Annotated in this window: 19 protein-coding genes; 7 read left to right on the top strand and 12 right to left on the bottom strand. The window is 60.1% G+C overall.

Annotated elements, in window-relative coordinates:
* Positions 1-391: 391 nt before the first annotated feature.
* The gene (locus tag ACXAH8_RS17490) at positions 392-1,585 is read right to left on the bottom strand and encodes a Zn-dependent hydrolase (protein ID WP_475220031.1); all 1,194 of its coding nucleotides are present in this window, start codon (positions 1,583-1,585) and stop codon (positions 392-394) included.
* A 135-nt stretch (positions 1,586-1,720) separates the two neighbouring features.
* Here ACXAH8_RS17490 and ACXAH8_RS17485 point away from each other — a divergent pair, with 135 nt between their 5' ends.
* From ACXAH8_RS17485 to ACXAH8_RS17470, 4 genes are read left to right on the top strand one after another with little or no spacing between them, the layout of a single operon-like run.
* Complete coding sequence (locus ACXAH8_RS17485; RefSeq protein ID WP_170482228.1) at positions 1,721-2,371, top strand: histidine phosphatase family protein; 651 nt, start codon at positions 1,721-1,723, stop codon at positions 2,369-2,371.
* Positions 2,372-2,381: 10 nt separating this feature from the next.
* Positions 2,382-2,996 (top strand): glutathione S-transferase family protein, encoded by a 615-nt coding sequence (locus tag ACXAH8_RS17480; RefSeq protein ID WP_475220030.1) that lies wholly within the window; start codon positions 2,382-2,384, stop codon positions 2,994-2,996.
* A gap of 14 nt (positions 2,997-3,010) precedes the next feature.
* Positions 3,011-4,066 (top strand): saccharopine dehydrogenase, encoded by a 1,056-nt coding sequence (locus ACXAH8_RS17475; protein ID WP_475220029.1) that lies wholly within the window; start codon positions 3,011-3,013, stop codon positions 4,064-4,066.
* Positions 4,067-4,069: 3 nt separating this feature from the next.
* Positions 4,070-5,212: a saccharopine dehydrogenase family protein gene (locus tag ACXAH8_RS17470; RefSeq protein ID WP_475220028.1), complete on the top strand. Its 1,143-nt coding sequence runs from the start codon at positions 4,070-4,072 to the stop codon at positions 5,210-5,212.
* A gap of 102 nt (positions 5,213-5,314) precedes the next feature.
* Here the strand turns inward: ACXAH8_RS17470 and ACXAH8_RS17465 are convergent, their stop codons facing one another.
* The 4 genes from ACXAH8_RS17465 to ACXAH8_RS17450 all read right to left on the bottom strand — a co-directional run bounded on the left by ACXAH8_RS17465 (position 5,315) and on the right by ACXAH8_RS17450 (position 7,117).
* Positions 5,315-5,536, bottom strand: coding sequence for a DUF1127 domain-containing protein (locus ACXAH8_RS17465; RefSeq protein ID WP_475220027.1), 222 nt, complete (start codon positions 5,534-5,536; stop codon positions 5,315-5,317).
* Between the two features lie 38 nt (positions 5,537-5,574).
* A complete protein-coding gene (locus ACXAH8_RS17460) occupies positions 5,575-5,802 on the bottom strand; it encodes a DUF1127 domain-containing protein (RefSeq protein WP_170473216.1) in 228 nt (75 codons plus the stop codon).
* A 139-nt stretch (positions 5,803-5,941) separates the two neighbouring features.
* On the bottom strand, positions 5,942-6,259 hold the full coding sequence (locus ACXAH8_RS17455) for a DUF3775 domain-containing protein (RefSeq protein ID WP_170661996.1): 318 nt from the start codon (positions 6,257-6,259) through the stop codon (positions 5,942-5,944).
* A gap of 87 nt (positions 6,260-6,346) precedes the next feature.
* The gene (locus ACXAH8_RS17450; protein ID WP_475220026.1) at positions 6,347-7,117 is read right to left on the bottom strand and encodes a DUF1365 domain-containing protein; all 771 of its coding nucleotides are present in this window, start codon (positions 7,115-7,117) and stop codon (positions 6,347-6,349) included.
* 291 nt (positions 7,118-7,408) lie between these two features.
* Between ACXAH8_RS17450 and ACXAH8_RS17445 the strand changes: the two genes are divergently transcribed.
* From ACXAH8_RS17445 to ACXAH8_RS17435, 3 genes are read left to right on the top strand one after another with little or no spacing between them, the layout of a single operon-like run.
* On the top strand, positions 7,409-7,924 hold the full coding sequence (locus tag ACXAH8_RS17445) for a sigma-70 family RNA polymerase sigma factor (RefSeq protein WP_475220036.1): 516 nt from the start codon (positions 7,409-7,411) through the stop codon (positions 7,922-7,924).
* A 10-nt stretch (positions 7,925-7,934) separates the two neighbouring features.
* Positions 7,935-8,585, top strand: coding sequence for a ChrR family anti-sigma-E factor (locus ACXAH8_RS17440; protein ID WP_475220025.1), 651 nt, complete (start codon positions 7,935-7,937; stop codon positions 8,583-8,585).
* Between the two features lie 45 nt (positions 8,586-8,630).
* The gene (locus tag ACXAH8_RS17435; RefSeq protein ID WP_475220024.1) at positions 8,631-9,035 is read left to right on the top strand and encodes a hypothetical protein; all 405 of its coding nucleotides are present in this window, start codon (positions 8,631-8,633) and stop codon (positions 9,033-9,035) included.
* Positions 9,036-9,048: 13 nt separating this feature from the next.
* Here ACXAH8_RS17435 and ACXAH8_RS17430 read toward each other — a convergent pair whose 3' ends face one another.
* The 7 genes from ACXAH8_RS17430 to ACXAH8_RS17400 all read right to left on the bottom strand — a co-directional run bounded on the left by ACXAH8_RS17430 (position 9,049) and on the right by ACXAH8_RS17400 (position 17,715).
* A complete protein-coding gene (locus ACXAH8_RS17430; RefSeq protein WP_475220023.1) occupies positions 9,049-10,365 on the bottom strand; it encodes an adenylate/guanylate cyclase domain-containing protein in 1,317 nt (438 codons plus the stop codon).
* 28 nt (positions 10,366-10,393) lie between these two features.
* Complete coding sequence (locus ACXAH8_RS17425; RefSeq protein ID WP_475220022.1) at positions 10,394-11,623, bottom strand: DNA recombination protein RmuC; 1,230 nt, start codon at positions 11,621-11,623, stop codon at positions 10,394-10,396.
* A 57-nt stretch (positions 11,624-11,680) separates the two neighbouring features.
* Positions 11,681-13,531: a DNA mismatch repair endonuclease MutL gene (gene mutL, locus ACXAH8_RS17420; protein WP_475220021.1), complete on the bottom strand. Its 1,851-nt coding sequence runs from the start codon at positions 13,529-13,531 to the stop codon at positions 11,681-11,683.
* A 288-nt stretch (positions 13,532-13,819) separates the two neighbouring features.
* Positions 13,820-14,749 (bottom strand): metal ABC transporter permease, encoded by a 930-nt coding sequence (locus ACXAH8_RS17415; RefSeq protein WP_475220020.1) that lies wholly within the window; start codon positions 14,747-14,749, stop codon positions 13,820-13,822.
* Positions 14,746-15,951 carry a metal ABC transporter permease gene (locus ACXAH8_RS17410; protein ID WP_475220019.1) on the bottom strand — a complete coding sequence of 402 codons (1,206 nt, stop codon included), beginning with the start codon at positions 15,949-15,951 and terminating at the stop codon, positions 14,746-14,748. The genes ACXAH8_RS17415 and ACXAH8_RS17410 overlap by 4 nt, the downstream gene beginning before the upstream one ends.
* Before the next feature lie 3 nt (positions 15,952-15,954).
* Positions 15,955-16,758, bottom strand: coding sequence for a metal ABC transporter ATP-binding protein (locus ACXAH8_RS17405; protein ID WP_475220018.1), 804 nt, complete (start codon positions 16,756-16,758; stop codon positions 15,955-15,957).
* 3 nt (positions 16,759-16,761) lie between these two features.
* Positions 16,762-17,715, bottom strand: a complete 954-nt coding sequence (locus tag ACXAH8_RS17400; RefSeq protein ID WP_475220017.1) for a metal ABC transporter solute-binding protein, Zn/Mn family — start codon at positions 17,713-17,715, stop codon at positions 16,762-16,764.
* Positions 17,716-17,797: the final 82 nt, after the last annotated feature.

Genomic DNA, 17,797 nt, shown 5'->3' with positions numbered 1-17,797 from the left:
GGATACTGAACAGGCATCTCCCAGCCCGCAAAATCAACCATCTTCCCACCCAACTCAACATGAAGAGAGTAAAGTGGAGTGCGCTTCGGTGCGTCGGTCATGGCAGATACCTTTTCGTATCGAGTGGTCGGAACGCATACCCGTAAGTTTGCCCCAAGCTGGATCTAATGCAACGATTCAGCCTTGGTGTTTCGGCCCAGAACCGCAGCCAGAGCGGGCATGTATACGAGCGCATGCATCGGTAATGTTCCTATAGGAAACTTTTTTCCGTTAGGCAACAGACGATATTCTCTGCGCTGGTGACTGGCACGTTTGCGAAGCCGCACTTTCAACTCGGAGTTTGGCTATGGTCATGCAGACAATTGAGAATTTGCATATTCGCTAAAGTTCACTACGGTTTTGGCTGCAGCCTTTGAACAGCGTGATCCAGCACATAAAGCCCGGCGATCAGGTCACTTTCGGCGGTATCCTCGGCAAAATCGTGACTGATTCCGTTGATAGACGGCACAAACAGCATGGCAACCGGCATCAGCCGCGAGACGTTGGTGGCGTCATGAAGCGCCCCCGAGGGCATCCTGCGCCACTTGCCGGGCGCGACCTGTTCTGCCCCATGCTCCAACGCGGCGCGTAGCGAGGGATCCATGGGCACCGGCTCCAGTCCCAGCATCGGGCCGTAGCTGAGGTCCATGCTCATCTCTGCGGCGATCTCGGCGGCTGTGGCGCGAATGATCTCCTCCATCCTTGCCAGGCGGCCGGCATCTCCGTCACGCCATTGCATCGAAAACCGCACCCGCCCAGGCACAATGGACGAGGCGTTGGGGTGCAGATCTACATGCCCAATGGTCCAGACGGTTTGCGGCGTAACCACGTTTTGGAACCGGTCATTCAGACGGGTGTTGAACGCAGACAGAGCCTGAAAAGCGTCGCGTCGCAGATGCATCGGCGTGGTTCCGGCGTGGTTCTGCTGACCGTCGAACTGAACCACCATATCGCGTATGCCGACGATGTCGGTGACAACGCCGATTTGCTCTTTCTGGGTATCAAGCGTCGGGCCTTGCTCGATATGCATCTCGATGAAGCCTGTGAAACGGGTAGGATCGACAAAGCCCTCCGCCAGATCGCCCATCGCGCCCCGAGCCGCAGCAAACGGCACGCCTGCATGGTCGGTCAGTTTGTCCGCCTGATCCAAAGGCAGCCCGCCCGACCAGATGGCCGAACCTGTGGTGACGCCAAACCGTCCCTCTTCATCCTGAAAGCTGACGACCGAGACTGGCTGATCGCTACTGCGCGCAATCTCAAGCGCGGCGATCACGCCCAAAGCACCGTCGAGCCAACCGCCCTCGGGTTGACTATCGCTATGTGACCCCATCAGCAGGGACGGCCCTTTGGCCAAACCAAACAGGTTCCCGACCGGATCAAATTGCGGGGTCAGGCCCGCTTCGGCCATCCGGTTCGCCAGCCATTTCCGGGCGGCAATGTCGGCCTCGGAATAGGCAGGGCGGATGACACCTTTGCCCACGCCCGAGGCACCGAATTCGCGCAGCTTGTGCAAATCGGCCAAAAAGCGGTTTTCGTTGATTGCCATGAACTCCCCCCAAACGTCTTGCGCGGCCAACCATAGCGCCCGGGCGGCAACCTGCAATCACCCTTCGATTTTTGCCAAACCCCTCTGGCCCCGGCCCGGAACCTGCCCTAAGACTTGCCAGCAAGAGGGACCGCCATGTCACATATAACACTGGTTCGTCACGGTCAGGCCAACACGGCGGCGCGGGACGAGGTTAACTACGACAAGCTCAGCGATCTGGGCCACCAGCAAGCGCGCTGGCTGGGCGCGCATCTGCGCGACACGCGCGCGCATTATCCTCGCGTCTATTGCGGCACGCTGACCCGGCATGTCGAAACCGCCTCGAGCATGGGGCTGCCTGAGCCGGTTCGCGACGCACGCCTAAACGAGATCGAGTATTTCACCCTGGCGCAGCTGTTTCACGAACAGCACGGCGTGGCGATCCCGACTGATCGCGAAGGGTTTGTTGATCACCTGCCCCGCACTTTCGCTGCGTGGGCCGATGGCGACATCCAGGATGCGCCCGAAAGTTTCGAACAGTTTGAAACCCGCGTCAGTGACGCCCTGCATGAGATCGGAACCGAGGGCGGGCCAGCCATTGTCGTAACTTCGGGTGGGCTGATCTCGATGGTGGTCCGGCAGGCTATGGGTCTGGATATCCCGTCGATGGCGCGGGTGGCGCTTGCCATCATGAACACCTCGATGCACCGCCTCCACCCGATTGGAGCGCAGCTCAGCCCGGTTCTTTTCAACGCAACCCCGCATCTGGAAGCGCCAGACCGGCAATTCGCCCAGACCCATCTCTAAGGAGGTCCCGATGCAGCTCTATTATGCTCCCCGCACCATCTCGGTCGCTGTCGCCATAGCGCTGGAGGAGGCCGGTCTGGACTATGAGGCGATCCGATTGGACTTTGCCGATGGCGAACAGACCAGACCCGCCTACAAGCAGATCAACCCCAAGGGCCGGGTTCCGGCGCTGGCGGTGGATGGCGGTATCCTGACCGAAACCGGCGCGTTGCTCGACTATATCGCAACCATCGCGCCGCAAGCCGGGCTGGTCCCCGAAGACCCGGTCATGGCCGCGCGGATGCGCGAGGTGATGTACTACCTCGCCTCGACCATGCATGTGAACCATGCCCACAAGATGCGCGGGCACCGCTGGGCCGACAAGAAATCCAGCTGGAAAGACATGAAGGATAAGGTCGCGCAGACCATGACCGCGTCCTGCAAATACATCTCGTCGAACGGGCTGCGCGGGCCGTTCGTTCTGGGTGAGACCTTCTCGCTTGCCGATGCCTACCTCTATGTGGTGTGCAGTTGGCTGGAGGGCGACGGCGTAGATGTCTCGGCCTTCCCCAAAATCCTCGCCTTCCGCGAGGCGATGGAGGCACGCCCTTCCGTTCAGGCGGCACATGCCGCCGGAATGCTCTGACAAAAGGAATGACAATGACACATCTCTGGGTCCGGGCAGAACAGCGCCCGAACGAGGATCGGGTCGGGCTGACCCCCGAAGGCGCCGCCGCACTGATCGCGGCAGGCATCCGTGTGACGGTCGAGGAAAGCTCTGTCCGCGCTATCCCGCTGGGCGGCTACAAAGACGCGGGCTGCGAGATCGCAGCTGAAAACAGCTGGCCCGAGGCCCCGCAGGACGCAATCATTTTCGGCCTGAAAGAACTACCCGAGGACGGCACCCCCCTGCCGCATCGCCACATCATGTTCGGCCATGCCTACAAGGGCCAGCATTCCGGTCGGGCACTGCTAGAGCGGTTCAAGGCTGGCGGCGGCACGCTTTATGATCTGGAATATCTGGTTGACGAAGACGGCCGCCGTGTCGCCGCCTTTGGCTATTGGGCCGGATATGCCGGGGCAGCGGTCACTCTGAAAACATGGGCCGCACAGCAACGCGGACAGGAATGCCCGCCCGTCGGCGTCTATGCCAACAAAGACGCCCTGAACGCCGAATTGCTGGCCGAGTTGGACGCCACCGGTGCCGACCGCCCCCGTGCCATCGTTATCGGCGCGTTAGGCCGAGTGGGTACGGGTGCCGCAGATATGTGCGAGGCGATGGGTGTCCCCGTCACCAAATGGGACATGGCGGAAACCGCAAGCGGAGGGCCCTTCCCGGACATCCTGGATCATGACCTGTTCCTGAACTGCATCTTCGCGCGCCCCGGCACGCCGGTCTTTGTCCCGCGTGACGCTCTGACCGCACCGCGCAAGCTGACCGCCATCGGCGACGTGGCCTGTGACCCGGACAGCGACTATAACCCGGTCCCGGTCTATGACCGCGCCACCACGTGGGAGGCCCCCTCCCTGCGCGTTGCGACCGACCCGGTGATGGACGTGATGGCCATCGACAACCTGCCCTCAATGCTGCCGGTCGAAAGCTCGCAAGACTACGCGGTGCAACTGCTGCCGTCTCTGCTGACGCTCACCGATCTGGACAGCGGCGTCTGGGGTCGGGCAGAAGCAACCTACAAAACTCATATCGAAGGACTCTGAGCGATGACGATTCACTGGTGTGGCACCGGCCTGTCGGCCATCCCCGGCCTGCGCCGCCTGATCGAAGGCGGGCACAAGGTTACCGTCTGGAACCGAACCATCGAAAAGGCCAAGGCCGAGGTCGGTGACCTGACCGACGACATCCGCGCCTTCGACATCGACGCTCTGGGCGCGGTGCTGGAGAAAGGTGATGTGATCGTCTCGATGCTGCCGGGCGACTGGCACGTGCCGCTGGCGGAACTGGCGATCTCCAAGGAAGCGAACTTCGTCTCATCCTCCTATATCGCGCCCGAGATGCGCGCATTGGACGACAAGGCACGCGAGGCTGGTGTGGCTTTGGTCAATGAGGTCGGGCTGGACCCGGGCATCGACCATCTGATGGCGCATGCTTTGGTGGCCGACTACCGCGCCTCGGATGCTTTTGACGCGCAGAACCACCTGAGCTTCATCTCGTATTGCGGTGGCATCCCCAAGAACCCGAATCCGTTCCGCTACAAGTTCAGCTGGTCGCCTTTAGGCGTACTGAAAGCGCTGCGGTCACCGTCGAAATCCATCCGCGACTACGCGCCACTGGACGTTGCCCGCCCCTGGGACGCGATCAGCAGCTACATCGCGCCGCTTCCAACCCCCGAAAGCTTCGAGGTCTACCCCAACCGCGACTCGCTGCCCTTCATGGCCGAATATCAATTCGAGGACCACTGGCCGGTCAAAGAATTCGTCCGCGGCACCCTGCGCCTGAACGGCTGGACCAGTGCCTGGGCCGGCGTGTTCACCGAAATCGAAACCCTTTCAGGCCCCGAAGGCGACGCGCGTCTGAAAGAGATGTCGGATCAGTTCTGGGCCGAAAACGCCTATGACGAAGGCGAGCCCGACCGCGTGGTTCTGTGCGTTGGCCTGAAAGCCGAGAAAGATGGCGTTGAGGTGTGGAACAAAACCTACGTCATGGATGCCTGGGGCGATGAACGCGGCACCGCGATGGCACGTCTGGTGTCGATCCCGGTCTCACTGGCGGTTGAGGCCGTCCTGAACCGCGGCATCCCTGCTGGTGTTCACGCAGCGCCCAGCGATCCGAAACTGGTGCAAGGCTGGATGGGTGAAATCGACACGCTCGCGCAGCATCTGCAAATCGTGGATCACCTGGGTTAACCAGCCGGCAAAAGAAAAAGGCCATCCCAGCATGTCTGGAATGGCCTTCAATCTCGTATTTTTTCCATCTCTTAGTCTGGCTTTCCTTACGACGCCCGAGCGTCAGATGTATCGATTGATCGTGTCCTCGATATCGCTGCGGTTTATGCCCAACTCGGCCAACTGATTGTCGCTCAGGCCATCCAGATACTGCGCGGCACGCACAATTTCCGGACTTATGGCCCTAATGCGCATGGCGCGATCAAACAGTAGTAGTGCCGTAGCGGACGGCGTTGGCTGATTTGCGGGCGGGATGACATCAAACATGTTCGTTACCTCACTCATTAAAAAAACGGCGTTTGCGAACGGTCGTGGGCCCTGTTTCAATGTCGAAGCGGGGCGCCGTTGAAAACGCTCTCATAGGCGCGCTGTTTGATCTCGCTCCGATCAATCCCGATATCCGCGAGTTGGTGATCCGAAAGTCTTTCCAGATTGCGCACAGTGTTCGAGAAAATGCGTCTCCGAAAAAACTCGACCTTTGCGTCCGCGTAGTTCGAGAACAAACCGCCAAAGAGGCCAGTCCGGGCTTCTGCAGTATGTGTATGTGCCATTTCTTTTCCTCCTAAATTTGATTTTCAGTGCAGTACTGACATCCAATAAAGGGACGCTGCGTTAACCAAAAAGCAGCGTTCCATTAAAGTTTCTTTAGGAAGATGGAGCGCGATGGCGCGCGCTATCCGGAGCCTTTGGCTACATCAGATCGTTCTCGATATCCTCAGCTGATATGCCCAAGGCATCCAACCCGTTCTCGAGATGGTCCGACAGATGCGGTGTGCCGATCAGATAGTCTGCACATGGGGTCGAAGCCTCAGACTTGGCGGTGGCAATGGCCTCGGCCAGATCCTCGGCAAAGAAGCTTTCGCGCCCGACCCACATGATGGCGACCAGCTCGGCCTGCTCATCCTCGCTCATCCGGTCGACAAAGGCGCGTAACTCACCTTCGGCCCGTCCCAGCTCACGCCCCATCATGGCAACCTGAGCCACTTTCCTTGCCGAAATTTCCAACATACCTTCAGCTCCTTTTGTTCGCGGTTTCGACACATCAGACCCCGACACGCGCGCTGAGTCTTTGATCTTACGCAAACAGAGGGGCAACTATCGCCGAACCCGCGACACAGGCTGATCCGGAACAGGAGCGGTGCGGAACGGACGAAAGCGGGCTTTTTTGATCCACAGCTTGATTGCCTGCCACACGATCAGCGCGAAGGTGCGCCGCGCGCCAAACGGACGCCGCAGCAAAGACCACAGAATAGACCGGTTGGTTAGCGGCTGGCGCGGACCCGTCAGCGTGGCGATCAGCCCGCCTCCTTCACGCCCATAGTCGATCCACACCCCAACACGGTCGGGGCGATAGTCGAAGCGGAACGTGTAATTCCCCTCAATCTTCTGGAAGGGCGACACATGCATCAGCTTGTCCGCCACCACCCGGTCCGAGGGGTCGATGACCGCAAAACCCGGCTTGTGGCAGACATAGCTGTGGCGCGTCCCGTAAGTGTTCGTGACCTCTGCGACCACGGCGTAAAGCTGCCCTTCCTGATCGAAACAGAACCAGAAACTGACCGGGTTGAAAACATGACCCAGAACCCTCGGCTGCGTCAGCAACATGATCTGCGTGGGTTGGGGCACCTCCAGTTCCTCAAATCGGGCACGCAGCCATGGTGCACCGATCCCCTGCCCAGGTTCACCACCGTGATCTGAGCTGCGCCAATTGGTGATGTTCACGCGGTCGACCGAAAAAAGCAGCGGCGTGGACAGATCGGCCTCGGGGTCCAGCACGATGTAATCGACCGAATAGCGAAAGGCGTTTTCAATCGCCCCTTTTCGACCGTGATAGGTGTAACCTGCTATTTGGTCGATATTTTTCATTCCGCCGCGCGTCCTGCTTTGCCCGTAAATTGTTCGACTTGCGCCCTTTTCAGAAAAGAGATGTCATTTGTAATACGGAATCCACCCCGGTTTGGACTTTTTTTGTCGCATGAAAGTGATCCGCCTTGGTGCCCCCCGCGTAATCCGGTTATGTTTACCGAGATCAATACCGTGACCTTGGACGAACCTGCGGCTGAACAGGCCGCCCCTCAGCCTTGGCGCGCAAAGAAACGCATCAAGGGTAGACAGGTGAACGGAACGAACGGCAGTTGCGACACCAGGACCGAGTGGGTGGACCATGTCAGGCGCATCCGAGACGCGCAGGACCAGGCGGCTTTTGCCGAGCTGTTCCAGCATTTCGCGCCGCGTATCAAGGCGTTCCTGATGAAGTCAGGATCAGACGCTGCGCTGGCCGAAGAGTGCGCGCAAGAGGTGATGGCGACCTTGTGGCACAAGGCCCATCTGTTCGATCCGTCGCGGGCCACGGTGGCCACTTGGGTGTTCACCATCGCTCGGAACAAGCGCATTGACGTCCTGCGCAAGCAACGTCGCCCTGAACCCGAGGAACTGGGATGGGGCCCCGAGGCTGAGCCGGATCAGGACGATGTCCTTGCGCTGCAACAGGAAACCGCGCAGCTGCGCACCGCCATGCTGGCGTTGCCCGAAGCGCAGAGAGAACTGATCGAGAAGGCGTATTTCGGTGATTTGAGTCACCGAGAGATTGCGTCTCAGACTGGGTTGCCCCTGGGAACGATCAAATCACGTATTAGGTTGGCGCTGGACCGCTTGCGCCACGCGATGAACTGAGATGAGCAAGATGAGCCAGTCGATTAAACATCACCTGACAGATGAGCTGCTGATGGCCTATGCCGCCGGCTCGCTGCCCGAGGCATTCGACCTGATGGTCGCAACCCATCTGTCGCTGTGCGACCACTGCCGTGCGCGCGCCGAAAGCTATGAGGTCGTGGGCGGACATGTTCTGGATGAACAACCTGATGCAGTTAGCATGAGTGACGCATCCCTTGCCGCGACGATGGCCCTGATCTCTCAAGGCGCACCGACCCCCAAGCCCGCTCGTTCGGGCTGCGCCATCCTGCCGACCCCCCTGCAAGACTACGTCGGTGGGACAGTTGATGACATCCAGTGGAAACCGATTGGCATGGGTGTGAAACAGGCGATCCTGCCAACAAGCAAAGAGGCCACCGCCCGCTTGCTGTTCATTCCCGCAGGTGTCGCCGTCCCGGATCACAGCCACAACGGCACTGAACTGACGATGGTTCTTCAGGGCGCCTTCTCGGATGAGGTTGACCGCTTTGCCCGCGGCGATGTCGAGATTGCAGATGAAGACCTGCATCACACGCCGACGGCAGACATCACTGAGGATTGCATCTGCTTGGCTGTCACGGACGCACCGCTGAAGTTTAGCAAACTGATGCCGCGCCTTTTCCAGCCCTTCCTGCGGATCTGATCGTGCATAGTTCGGATCAGAACTGCCTCTGACAGGAGATATTTCATGAACCGAACAAGCTTGATCGCGCTTGGCTTTGCGTGCTTTGCCACGATTGCGTCCGCCCAGATGAAAGCCGACGTAAAGTTCGAGCCAGGCAACTTTGGCACAATGGTCAACGGTACCGTGACCGGAGATGAGTATTTTGACTACTCGCTCGGCGCAAAAGCCGGGCAAGAGATGTTTGCCGATCTCAAGGTCAGCGACACCAACGGCATTGGTGTGATTTATTTCAACATCCTGCCCCCCGGCAGCGGTGGCGTCGCGATCTATAACGGTTCGATCGACGGCAACACCGCCCGGATCGATCTGCCCGAAGACGGAGACTATACGATCCGTGTCTATCTGATGGGAAATGACCGGGATACGGGCAAAACCGTGGGCTACAATCTGGACCTGTCGATCCAGTAAGTTGCTACTTGGGCTAGCTGTCGACTTCGGCGTTTTCAGACCGGATAGGAACCCCCAACAGCTCTAACGCGCCGCTGCGGCCCTTGACCTCGATCGGGGGGATGCTGACCAGCCCGTCCAAGAGGCCCGGCCCTCCGGCCGCTGTCACAAGGTCGTTCGAGACGATCAGGTCCATTTCCAGATCGCGGGTCAGGCTTTCAAGTCGTGCGGCTATGTTCACCGCGTCTCCGAACACCGAAAACTCCAGCCTGTCCTGATCGCCTATCACGCCGAGAAACACCTCACCCCAGTGCAAGCCGATTCCGGTGCCAAGTGATGGGAGGCCCGCCGATTTGCGCTCGGCGGTCCAGCGGGCCATTTCGTCCAACAGTCCTTCGCCGCAGTTCAGGCAGCGTTTTGCGGCCTGCTCTCCGTCAAACACGATCATGACGGCGTCTCCAATGAACTTGTCGATGATCCCGTTTTCCCGACGCACGACGGCTGAGACCCGACGCCTGTAATCCGACACCAGCTCAGAGACCTCATCCGGTTCCAGCTGTTGCGACAGTGTCGTGAATCCGCGAAGATCGATGAAAATCAAACCGGCCTTCTGGCGGCGTCCGTTTTTCACAGCCGCCAATCCGCTGTCGCCGAGGTCTTGAACGACCTGCGAGGGCAGGTAGCGCGTCAGGTTCGCGCGACGCTGCGCCTCAGTTATGGATTGGAACAGCAACTTGTGAACCCGCCTTGCGGCGACGATCAGAACCACACCGGCCAAGGCGATCATGAAGACGCGGATCAGGTTGGGTGGCGGTGCCAGAAATAGCCAAATAGGACTATCTGTATGGCCCCGCGCGGATCCTGCATTTATCCCGATCAGGAACAGAAATCCAAGCGACAGCAAGACAACCTGCATCAACATGACCTTGGGGTTGCCGCGCAATACTCCAAAAGCCAGGACTACAGGGACCAGCCAGACGGCGGGCAAAACGAAGACCTCGTCCCCGATAAGGCCGGTATTGAGCAAGCCCAACCAGACCGAGACAATCAGGAACACGGAATCTGCGCCAGACACAGGCCAGGCCATCCAACCCGAAAAGCGCCCCCTGCGGGCCGCTGTCCATGTCACGAAGCCAAGCAGGAAATAGGCAAAAAGGGTTCCGAACGCGAACGCCCATTGGCGCTCCAGAACCGCGTGTCCGCTGTTCGAAACCGGTTGGATCGTGACAAGGAAAAATACGCCCAGGCCCGCTGCAACACCCATCCGCAACAGGCCAACGATCTGTTCCGCGTCCTGCTCGGCCGTTCTCAGCAGTTGGTCAATTTCTGGCGGGTGCGCCGCATTTTTCATTCAGCAACCTGTCTGTCAGGATGCGCACTCAGCCCTCGTGCCGCGTTAAAGGGACGACGTCCGAGGGGGCCTCTGGCGCAAGTTCCTCAAAATCAAAGTTATCAAGCCGTTGCGCCCTGCGGCCAGCTTTTTCCGCGCTGATCTTGATGTCCGAAATGTCCTTGGCCGCCTGCCCGAAATGACGATCCAAATTGGCAACGCGATCACCCAAACGCTCGACATCCTTGTGCAGCATCCCCAGCTCTTTGCGGATAGCACCCGCCTGTTCCCGCATCCGCGCGTCCTTGAGAATCGCGCGCATCGTGTTCAGCGTCGCCATGCAGGTGGTCGGCGACACGATCCAGACGCGTTTGGTAAAACTCTCCTGAACCAATTCGGGGAACTTGGCGTGCAACTCGGCATAGACCGCCTCGGACGGCAAAAACATCAGCGCGCCATCGGCTGTTTCGCCATCCAGAATGTACTTCTCGGCGATATCGTTGATGTGTTTGCGCACCGTGCTGCGGAACATCTGAACCGCCGCCTTTAGCTCGGCGTCATTGGTCGATCCAATCAGAGCCTCATAGGCCTCCAACGGGAATTTGCTGTCGATGACAATCGGCCCCGGAGGGTTCGGCAGATGGATCAGACAATCCGCCCTGCGTCCGTTCGACAGGGTCGCCTGCAATTGGAAACTGTTATGCGGCAGCGCCTTGGAGACGATGTCGTTCAGCTGAATCTCACCAAACGCGCCCCTGGTCTGCTTGTTGGACAGGATATCCTGCAACGACAACACATCGCCGGACAGCTTGGTGATGTTGTCCTGCGCCTTGTCGATGGCGGCCAACCGCTCCTGCAGCTGGGTCAGCGAGGTTGCGGTCTGCTTGGAGGACCCATGCAGCGACTCCTTCATCCTCTCCTGCATTTCAGCCAGCGCGCGGGCCGACTTCATGGCATTGTCGGCCAGCCGGTCATTCATCTGCTGCTGCACCGAGGACAGGCGGGATTCGACCGTCTGAATCACCTGCACCTGCGCATTGGCCTGCGTGTCTGAGACATGCTGCAACCCGCCGCGCAATTGCTCCTGCCCCTGCCCCAATGCCTGCACATGTTGCCCCAGATGCGCCATCTGACGCGCCAGAGGTTCTGCCATCCGCGCGGAACGCTGCGACGCCCGCAGCGACAGGAACAGCAACAAAAGGATCAGCGCCAGAACGCCACCCGCAACGAGGATTACGGGGTCATTCAGTGCATATTGGGTGCCTGCAATCTCGATCATATAAACCTGTGTGTTCTCGTTTTGTTTCTATCTTCTTAAACGCTTCGCGAGACCGGATCAACTGCGCCCGAACAGACGCTCGATATCGCTGAGTTTCAGTTCAACATAAGTGGGTCGCCCGTGGTTGCATTGACCGGAATGCGGCGTCGCCTCCATCTCGCGAAGCAGGGCGTTCATTTCCTCGGCCCGCATCCGGCGGCCAGAGCGGATCGAGCCATGGCAGGCAACGCGACTGAGGATCGCCTCAATCCGCGCCTGCACCATTTGGCTGTCGCCCTGATCGGCCAGCTCATCGAGGATATCCAGAATCATCGCCCGGGCATCGACCTCGCCCAGAATGGCGGGGGTTTCGCGCACGGCGATGGCGCCGCCGCCAAAAGGCTCGAGCGTCAGGCCAAGGCGCGCGAGGTCATCGGCCACTGCCATCAGCCGCGCGCAATCGCCTTCGGACAGTTCGACGATCTCGGGGATCAGCAAAGCCTGCGCGGCGACGCCTTTTTCGGCCATCTGCGTTTTGAGTTTTTCATAAACCAACCGTTCATGCGCGGCATGCTGGTCGACGATGACCATTCCGTCGGCGGTTTGCGCGATGATGTAATTCTCATGCACCTGCCCACGAGCGGCCCCCAATGGCAGGTCCTGAGGCGTAGGTTCTTCAGCGGTCACCGGGGTCGGCTCGACAATGCTGCCGCTATAGTCCCTCGCCAGTTCGGCAAAGCCGGGGGATTGCGCCCGATACGCTGCTTGCCGAGCCGCCTGGGACGGGCGATCCATCTGGTAGACCCGCGCAGGGGTAGGCTGAGGCGCCTCGGGCCGCATCGCGCCCAATGTCGCGTTGGCAACAGTTGAGGACGCCCGATGCCCGGCTTCGGCCAGCGCATGGCGCAGGGCGGAAACGATCAAACCGCGCGCAACGCCGGGATCGCGGAACCGGACCTCGGATTTGGCGGGGTGCACGTTCACGTCCACCAGCGTCGGATCGCAGTCGATGAACAGCGCCGCAGCCGGGTGGCGGTCACGGCTGAGGAAGTCGAAATACGCCGCCCGAAGTGCGCCGGTCAGCATCTTGTCACGGACCGGACGGCCATTGACGAACAGGTATTGCGCGACAGCAGCCCCGCGCGAATAGGTCGGAAGGGCAGCATAGCCGTACAACCGAATACCTTCGCGGGTCGCGTCAATCTGCAGGGCGTTTTCGGCGAACTCGCGACCGATCACGCGGGCCAGACGGGCGTGGAGGGCATCGAAAAGATCGCCGTTCTCGCGGTCGGCGCGGAAGGTCACGCGACCCTCACCTCCACCCGAAACATCGCGCAAGGTGAACGTAACGGAAGGCTCAGCCATGGCGAGGCGTTTGACCGTATCGCCAATGGCCTGAGCCTCGGCCCGATCGGTGCGCATGAACTTGAGCCGCGCCGGCGTGGCGAAGAACAAATCGCGCAGTTCGACCACTGTTCCTGCACGAAGGGCGGCGGGCTTCACCGTCTCCATTTTGCCGCCCGACACCGCAATTGACGCAGCATCCGCCCCCGGAACGCGGCTGGTAATCGACAAACGACCTACCGCGCCGAGCGAGGGCAAAGCTTCACCCCGAAAGCCGAAGGTGTGAATGTTCAAAAGGTCCGACCCGTCGATTTTCGAGGTCGCATGGCGCGACAAGGCCAGCGGCAGATCCTCGGGCGCGATACCACAGCCATCATCGGTGACACGAATCAAGGTCTTGCCCCCGTCCGCGATATCTATGGCAATACGGGTGGCTCCGGCGTCGATGGCATTCTCGACCAGTTCCTTGACGGCCGAGGCCGGACGTTCGACCACTTCACCAGCGGCGATGCGGTTGATCGCAGCATCGTCTAGCTGCCGGATAACGGGTCGTGTTTCGCTGATATTGGGGGTCGTCTGCGCCATACCACCAGACCTAGCACATCACGGCCCGATTCTGCCACCGGATTGAACCGTAATATCGGCCGATCTTTCAGATCAAGAAGGGAGGGGGGCCGGACAGTGTTCGGGGGCTGGCTGTGCCGCCCTCACCGAACCCTGCCCGGACTTACCGAAGTGAGTGGTAGTTGTTAGCCGGTAGTGTAATTGACCTAACATGCAATTAGTTAAATTGCTTATTAAGAGTCATCTTTATTTACTCTGGGCAAAGTTCAGCCGATGACCTGCGGGAACCAGTGGCAGGAAAGTGCCGCTTCACGCAGGTGTGTGCGCACCCACTCGGGTGCGGCACGGGCCGAAAATGGCGGTCAGGGCCAGGATCACGCCGGACATGGTGGCGATCATCCCTGCCGCGCTTACGGCGTCCGCCGCGCCCAGCCAAAGCGGGCCATACCCGGCCAGCACATATCCCGAAACAGCTGAGAGGATGGCGAAACCCACGCTCCAGGCGATTTGCGTCTCCAGCCGGTTGGTCATCATGCGCGCCGCAGCAGGGGGGCAGATGAACATGGCGATCACGATGATCGAGCCGACGGCATCAAAGGCGGCAACAGCAGCGATCGCGGCGACGATGACCAACGCCAACCCTAGCGCGCCGGTGCGGATGCCTATGGTACGCGCGAACCCCTCATCGAAGGTCGAGATTTTCAGCGGCCGCCAGAAGAGCCATGTAAACAGCAAAACACCCAGCATCGTCACTGCAATCCGAGGCAGTTCCGGCGGCAGCCCGGCCAAGGCCTGCAGGTCCCAAAGCGAGGACCAGCCCGTCGCATCCAGCCAGATCAGGCTTTCTAAATTGCCATACAGCGCATGTTCCACGTCCAAGTGTACGGTTGAAGTATCCGTCTGCTCCAACAGCAGCACGCCTCCCGCGAACATGGTGGTAAAGACCACGCCCATAGCCGCACCCGGTTCGATCTGGCCCAGCCTCCTGATCGCCTCGATCAGAACAACGGCCACGATCGCCGCTCCCGCCGCGCCCAGCATCATGGGCCAGGTTGAGATCGCTCCGGTCAGCAGAAAGGCTACAACGATGCCGGGTAGAACCACATGGCTGATCGCATCCCCGATCAGCGCCTGTTTGCGCAGCACGAGGAAGTTGCCGGGCAAGGCGCAGGCAATCGCTGCAAAGGTGCCAATCAGCAGTGGCGTCAGCGACAGTGGTACGAATTCCTCACCGCTCATGCCGGAACCCCCTGTGGTCCGCCGATGCGATTGTCTATTTCCGCGATCTGATCCTTGGTCAGTACGGTTTCGATGTCACGCAGGCCATCGTATAGCGCGGCAGTCGCTTCGTGCGCCTGATCTGCGCGAACGACCTCCCACCGCTTTTCATCGCGCAACGCTTTGGCAGCGCGAGCTTTGCCAGCCTCGGTCGCCACGCCATCAGCACGAACAAGATCAGCGCGTCGCAACAGGCGCAGGGTTAAAGGTTCGTAGATTTTCTGGCCTTGCGCCAAAGCCAACAGCCCTTGTCGGATATGCACCCGACGTTGGAACCTCAGATGGCGCAGAACGGCGGCCAGAACGCCTCGGACCGGGGCGAGGAACAGGGACAGGACAAAGAAGGCGAAGCTGACCAGGACGATGATTGGCCCAGTCGGCAGATTCGGCGCAGTCGCCGACAGGGCGGCGCCGATATAGCCCGCCAAACCGCCCGCGAGACCGGCCAGCAAGACAACGCGATCCGACCGCTCGGACCAGAACCGCGCGGTGACCGGGGGGATGATCAGCAAAGCCACGATCAGGATCAGGCCGACGATTTTCAGGCCGACCACAGTGACCGCCATCACCAACCCCATCATCGCGAGGTCAATGCGATGCACGGGCAAGCCCCGGGCCGCGGCATATTCGGGGTCAAACGCCACCAAAGTCATAGGGCGACGCAGGATCATCACCAGCACCAGGGTCGCCGCGCCTCCGATTGCGATGATCAAGGCATCCGCCCAGAGCATCCCAGCGGTTGAGCCCAGAAGGAACCCCTCCAACCCCGCTTGTCGACCAACGCCCATGGTCTGAATGACGGTCAGCAGAACGATGCCAAAGCCGAAGAACACAGACAGAACCGCGCCGATGGCGGCATCCTCGGCCAGTCGCGTGTTGCGGGTTAGCCAGTTCAGGCAGAGCAGACCAACCCAAGCCGATACCGCCGACCCGGCCAGCAACCCCAGAAGGTTGCGCCCGTCCCCACCCAAAGCCACAAGCAGCATGAAGGCCAGACAAACCCCCGGCAGGGTCGCATGACTGATCGCGTCACTTACCAACGCGCGTTTGCGCAAAAATAGAAAGGTACCAGTCACGCCGGCCGAGACTCCCAACAAACTCGCACCAATAGCGACCAGCGTGGCGTTATAGCCAAGCTGCAGGCTGAGCGCATCCCAGAGCATTCCCTACCCCAGCGCGCGCGAAATCTGGTCGATTTGCGCGGTGGCCAAGCGGCCTCCGTATGCCGACTGAAGGGTTTCGGCGGTAAAGGCCTGCTCCACTGGTCCTTCGGCGATCTTGCGCGTGTTGATCAGGAAGACATGATCAAAGTAGTCCGAGACCGTAGCCAGATCGTGATGGACGACCACAACAGTCTTGCCCGCCTCTTTCAGCGATTTCAGCACCGCGATGATGGCTTTTTCGGTGGCCGCATCGACACCGGCGAACGGCTCATCCAACAGGTAAAGATCGGCATCTTGCGCCAAGGCACGTGCCAGAAACACGCGCTGTTGCTGGCCACCTGAAAGCTGGCCGATCTGACGATCCGCAAAGTCGCGCATGCCAACGCGGTTCAGGCAATCCATCGCCGCCGCCTTGTGCCGCGCGCGGATGCGGCCCAGTAAGCCCAGCTGTCGCGACAGGCCCATGAGAACCACATCAATTACGCGGGTCGGGAAATCCCAGTCAACACTGGCGCGCTGCGGGACATAGGCAATCCGGGCACGTTGTTCCTCGAGCGGTTGACCAAATACAGTCACCTGCCCTGACAAGGGCGTCACGATACCAAGCGCCGCTTTCAGGAGTGTCGATTTCCCTGCCCCGTTCGGGCCGATAATCGCGGTCATCGCTCCCGGCTGAACCGTCATATCCACAGAGAATACAGCAGGCTTCTGACCGTATGAGACTGTCAGACCACGCACCGCCAGCGGGCTGGCCTCAATCCCTTGGTCTTCGACGGAAACACCCTGAACCGCTGCAAGCTCTAGCATCACTCAAAACCCCGCAGACAGTTTGCCGTTCAGACCCTGATCGGGAACATCCGCCCCCAAGGCCCCTGCGATCACGGTGATATTGTGATCCAGCATGCCGACATAGGTGCCCTCATATGTGCCCGGCTCGCCCATGGCATCGGAATACAGCTCACCCCCGACCGAGACCTTGTGCCCCTCGGCCGCCGCCCCTTCGATCAGCGCGCGCATCGAGCGATCCGAGACCGAGCTTTCTACGAACACGGCGGTCAACTGGCGGTCGACCAGAGTGTCGACCAGCTCTCCGATCCGATTCAGACCGGCCTCTGACTGGGTCGAGATGCCCTGCACACCCATTACCTCATAGCCATAGGCCGCACCAAAATAGCCGAAGGCGTCATGGGCGGTCAGTAGCACGCGGCTGTCCTCAGGCACTGCTGTCAGGGCCTGTTCTGCATAGGCTGTCAGGGCGTCCAGCTCGGCCAGATGCACCTGTGCGTTTGAGGCAAAAATCTCGGCAGCTTCGGGGCGGGCCTCGGTTAGCGTCTCTTGGACATTGGTGACCACATCTGCCCACAGGGTTGGACTCATCCAGATATGCGGATCATATTTGTCGGCATAGTCATCATGCGCGCGCAGCTTCGATTTATCGAGGCTTTCGGCCACGGCAACCACGGTTTGCTTGCGACTGAGGTCTTCAAAGAAATCCTCCATCTGCGCTTCAAGGTAGAGACCGTGCCACAGCACCAGATCTGCGCGGGTCATGGCGACGATATCGCTGCGGGTCTGACGGTAGGCATGCGGATCAACGCCGGGACCCATGAGGCCCTTTACCTCAACCTGATCGCCGCCGACCTGTCGCGCGGCGTCGGCAATCATGCCGGTCGTAGCCACGACCTTCAGCGGAGCCTGCGCCCATGCAGCAAGCGGCATGGCAGCGGTGATAGCGAGAGCAGCAAGGAAACTGCGACGAATCATGGTTGATCTCCGGAATTCGGACCCTGTTGCGATTAAATATGAGAACGACTCGCAACTAAGTCAATGCTATTGCGAATTAGTC

It is taken from the genome of Ruegeria sp. ABV3_008, from assembly GCF_056161185.1.
The sequence above is the reverse complement of the archived record's forward strand: the minus strand, read 5'-3'. Positions and strand labels throughout refer to the sequence as shown.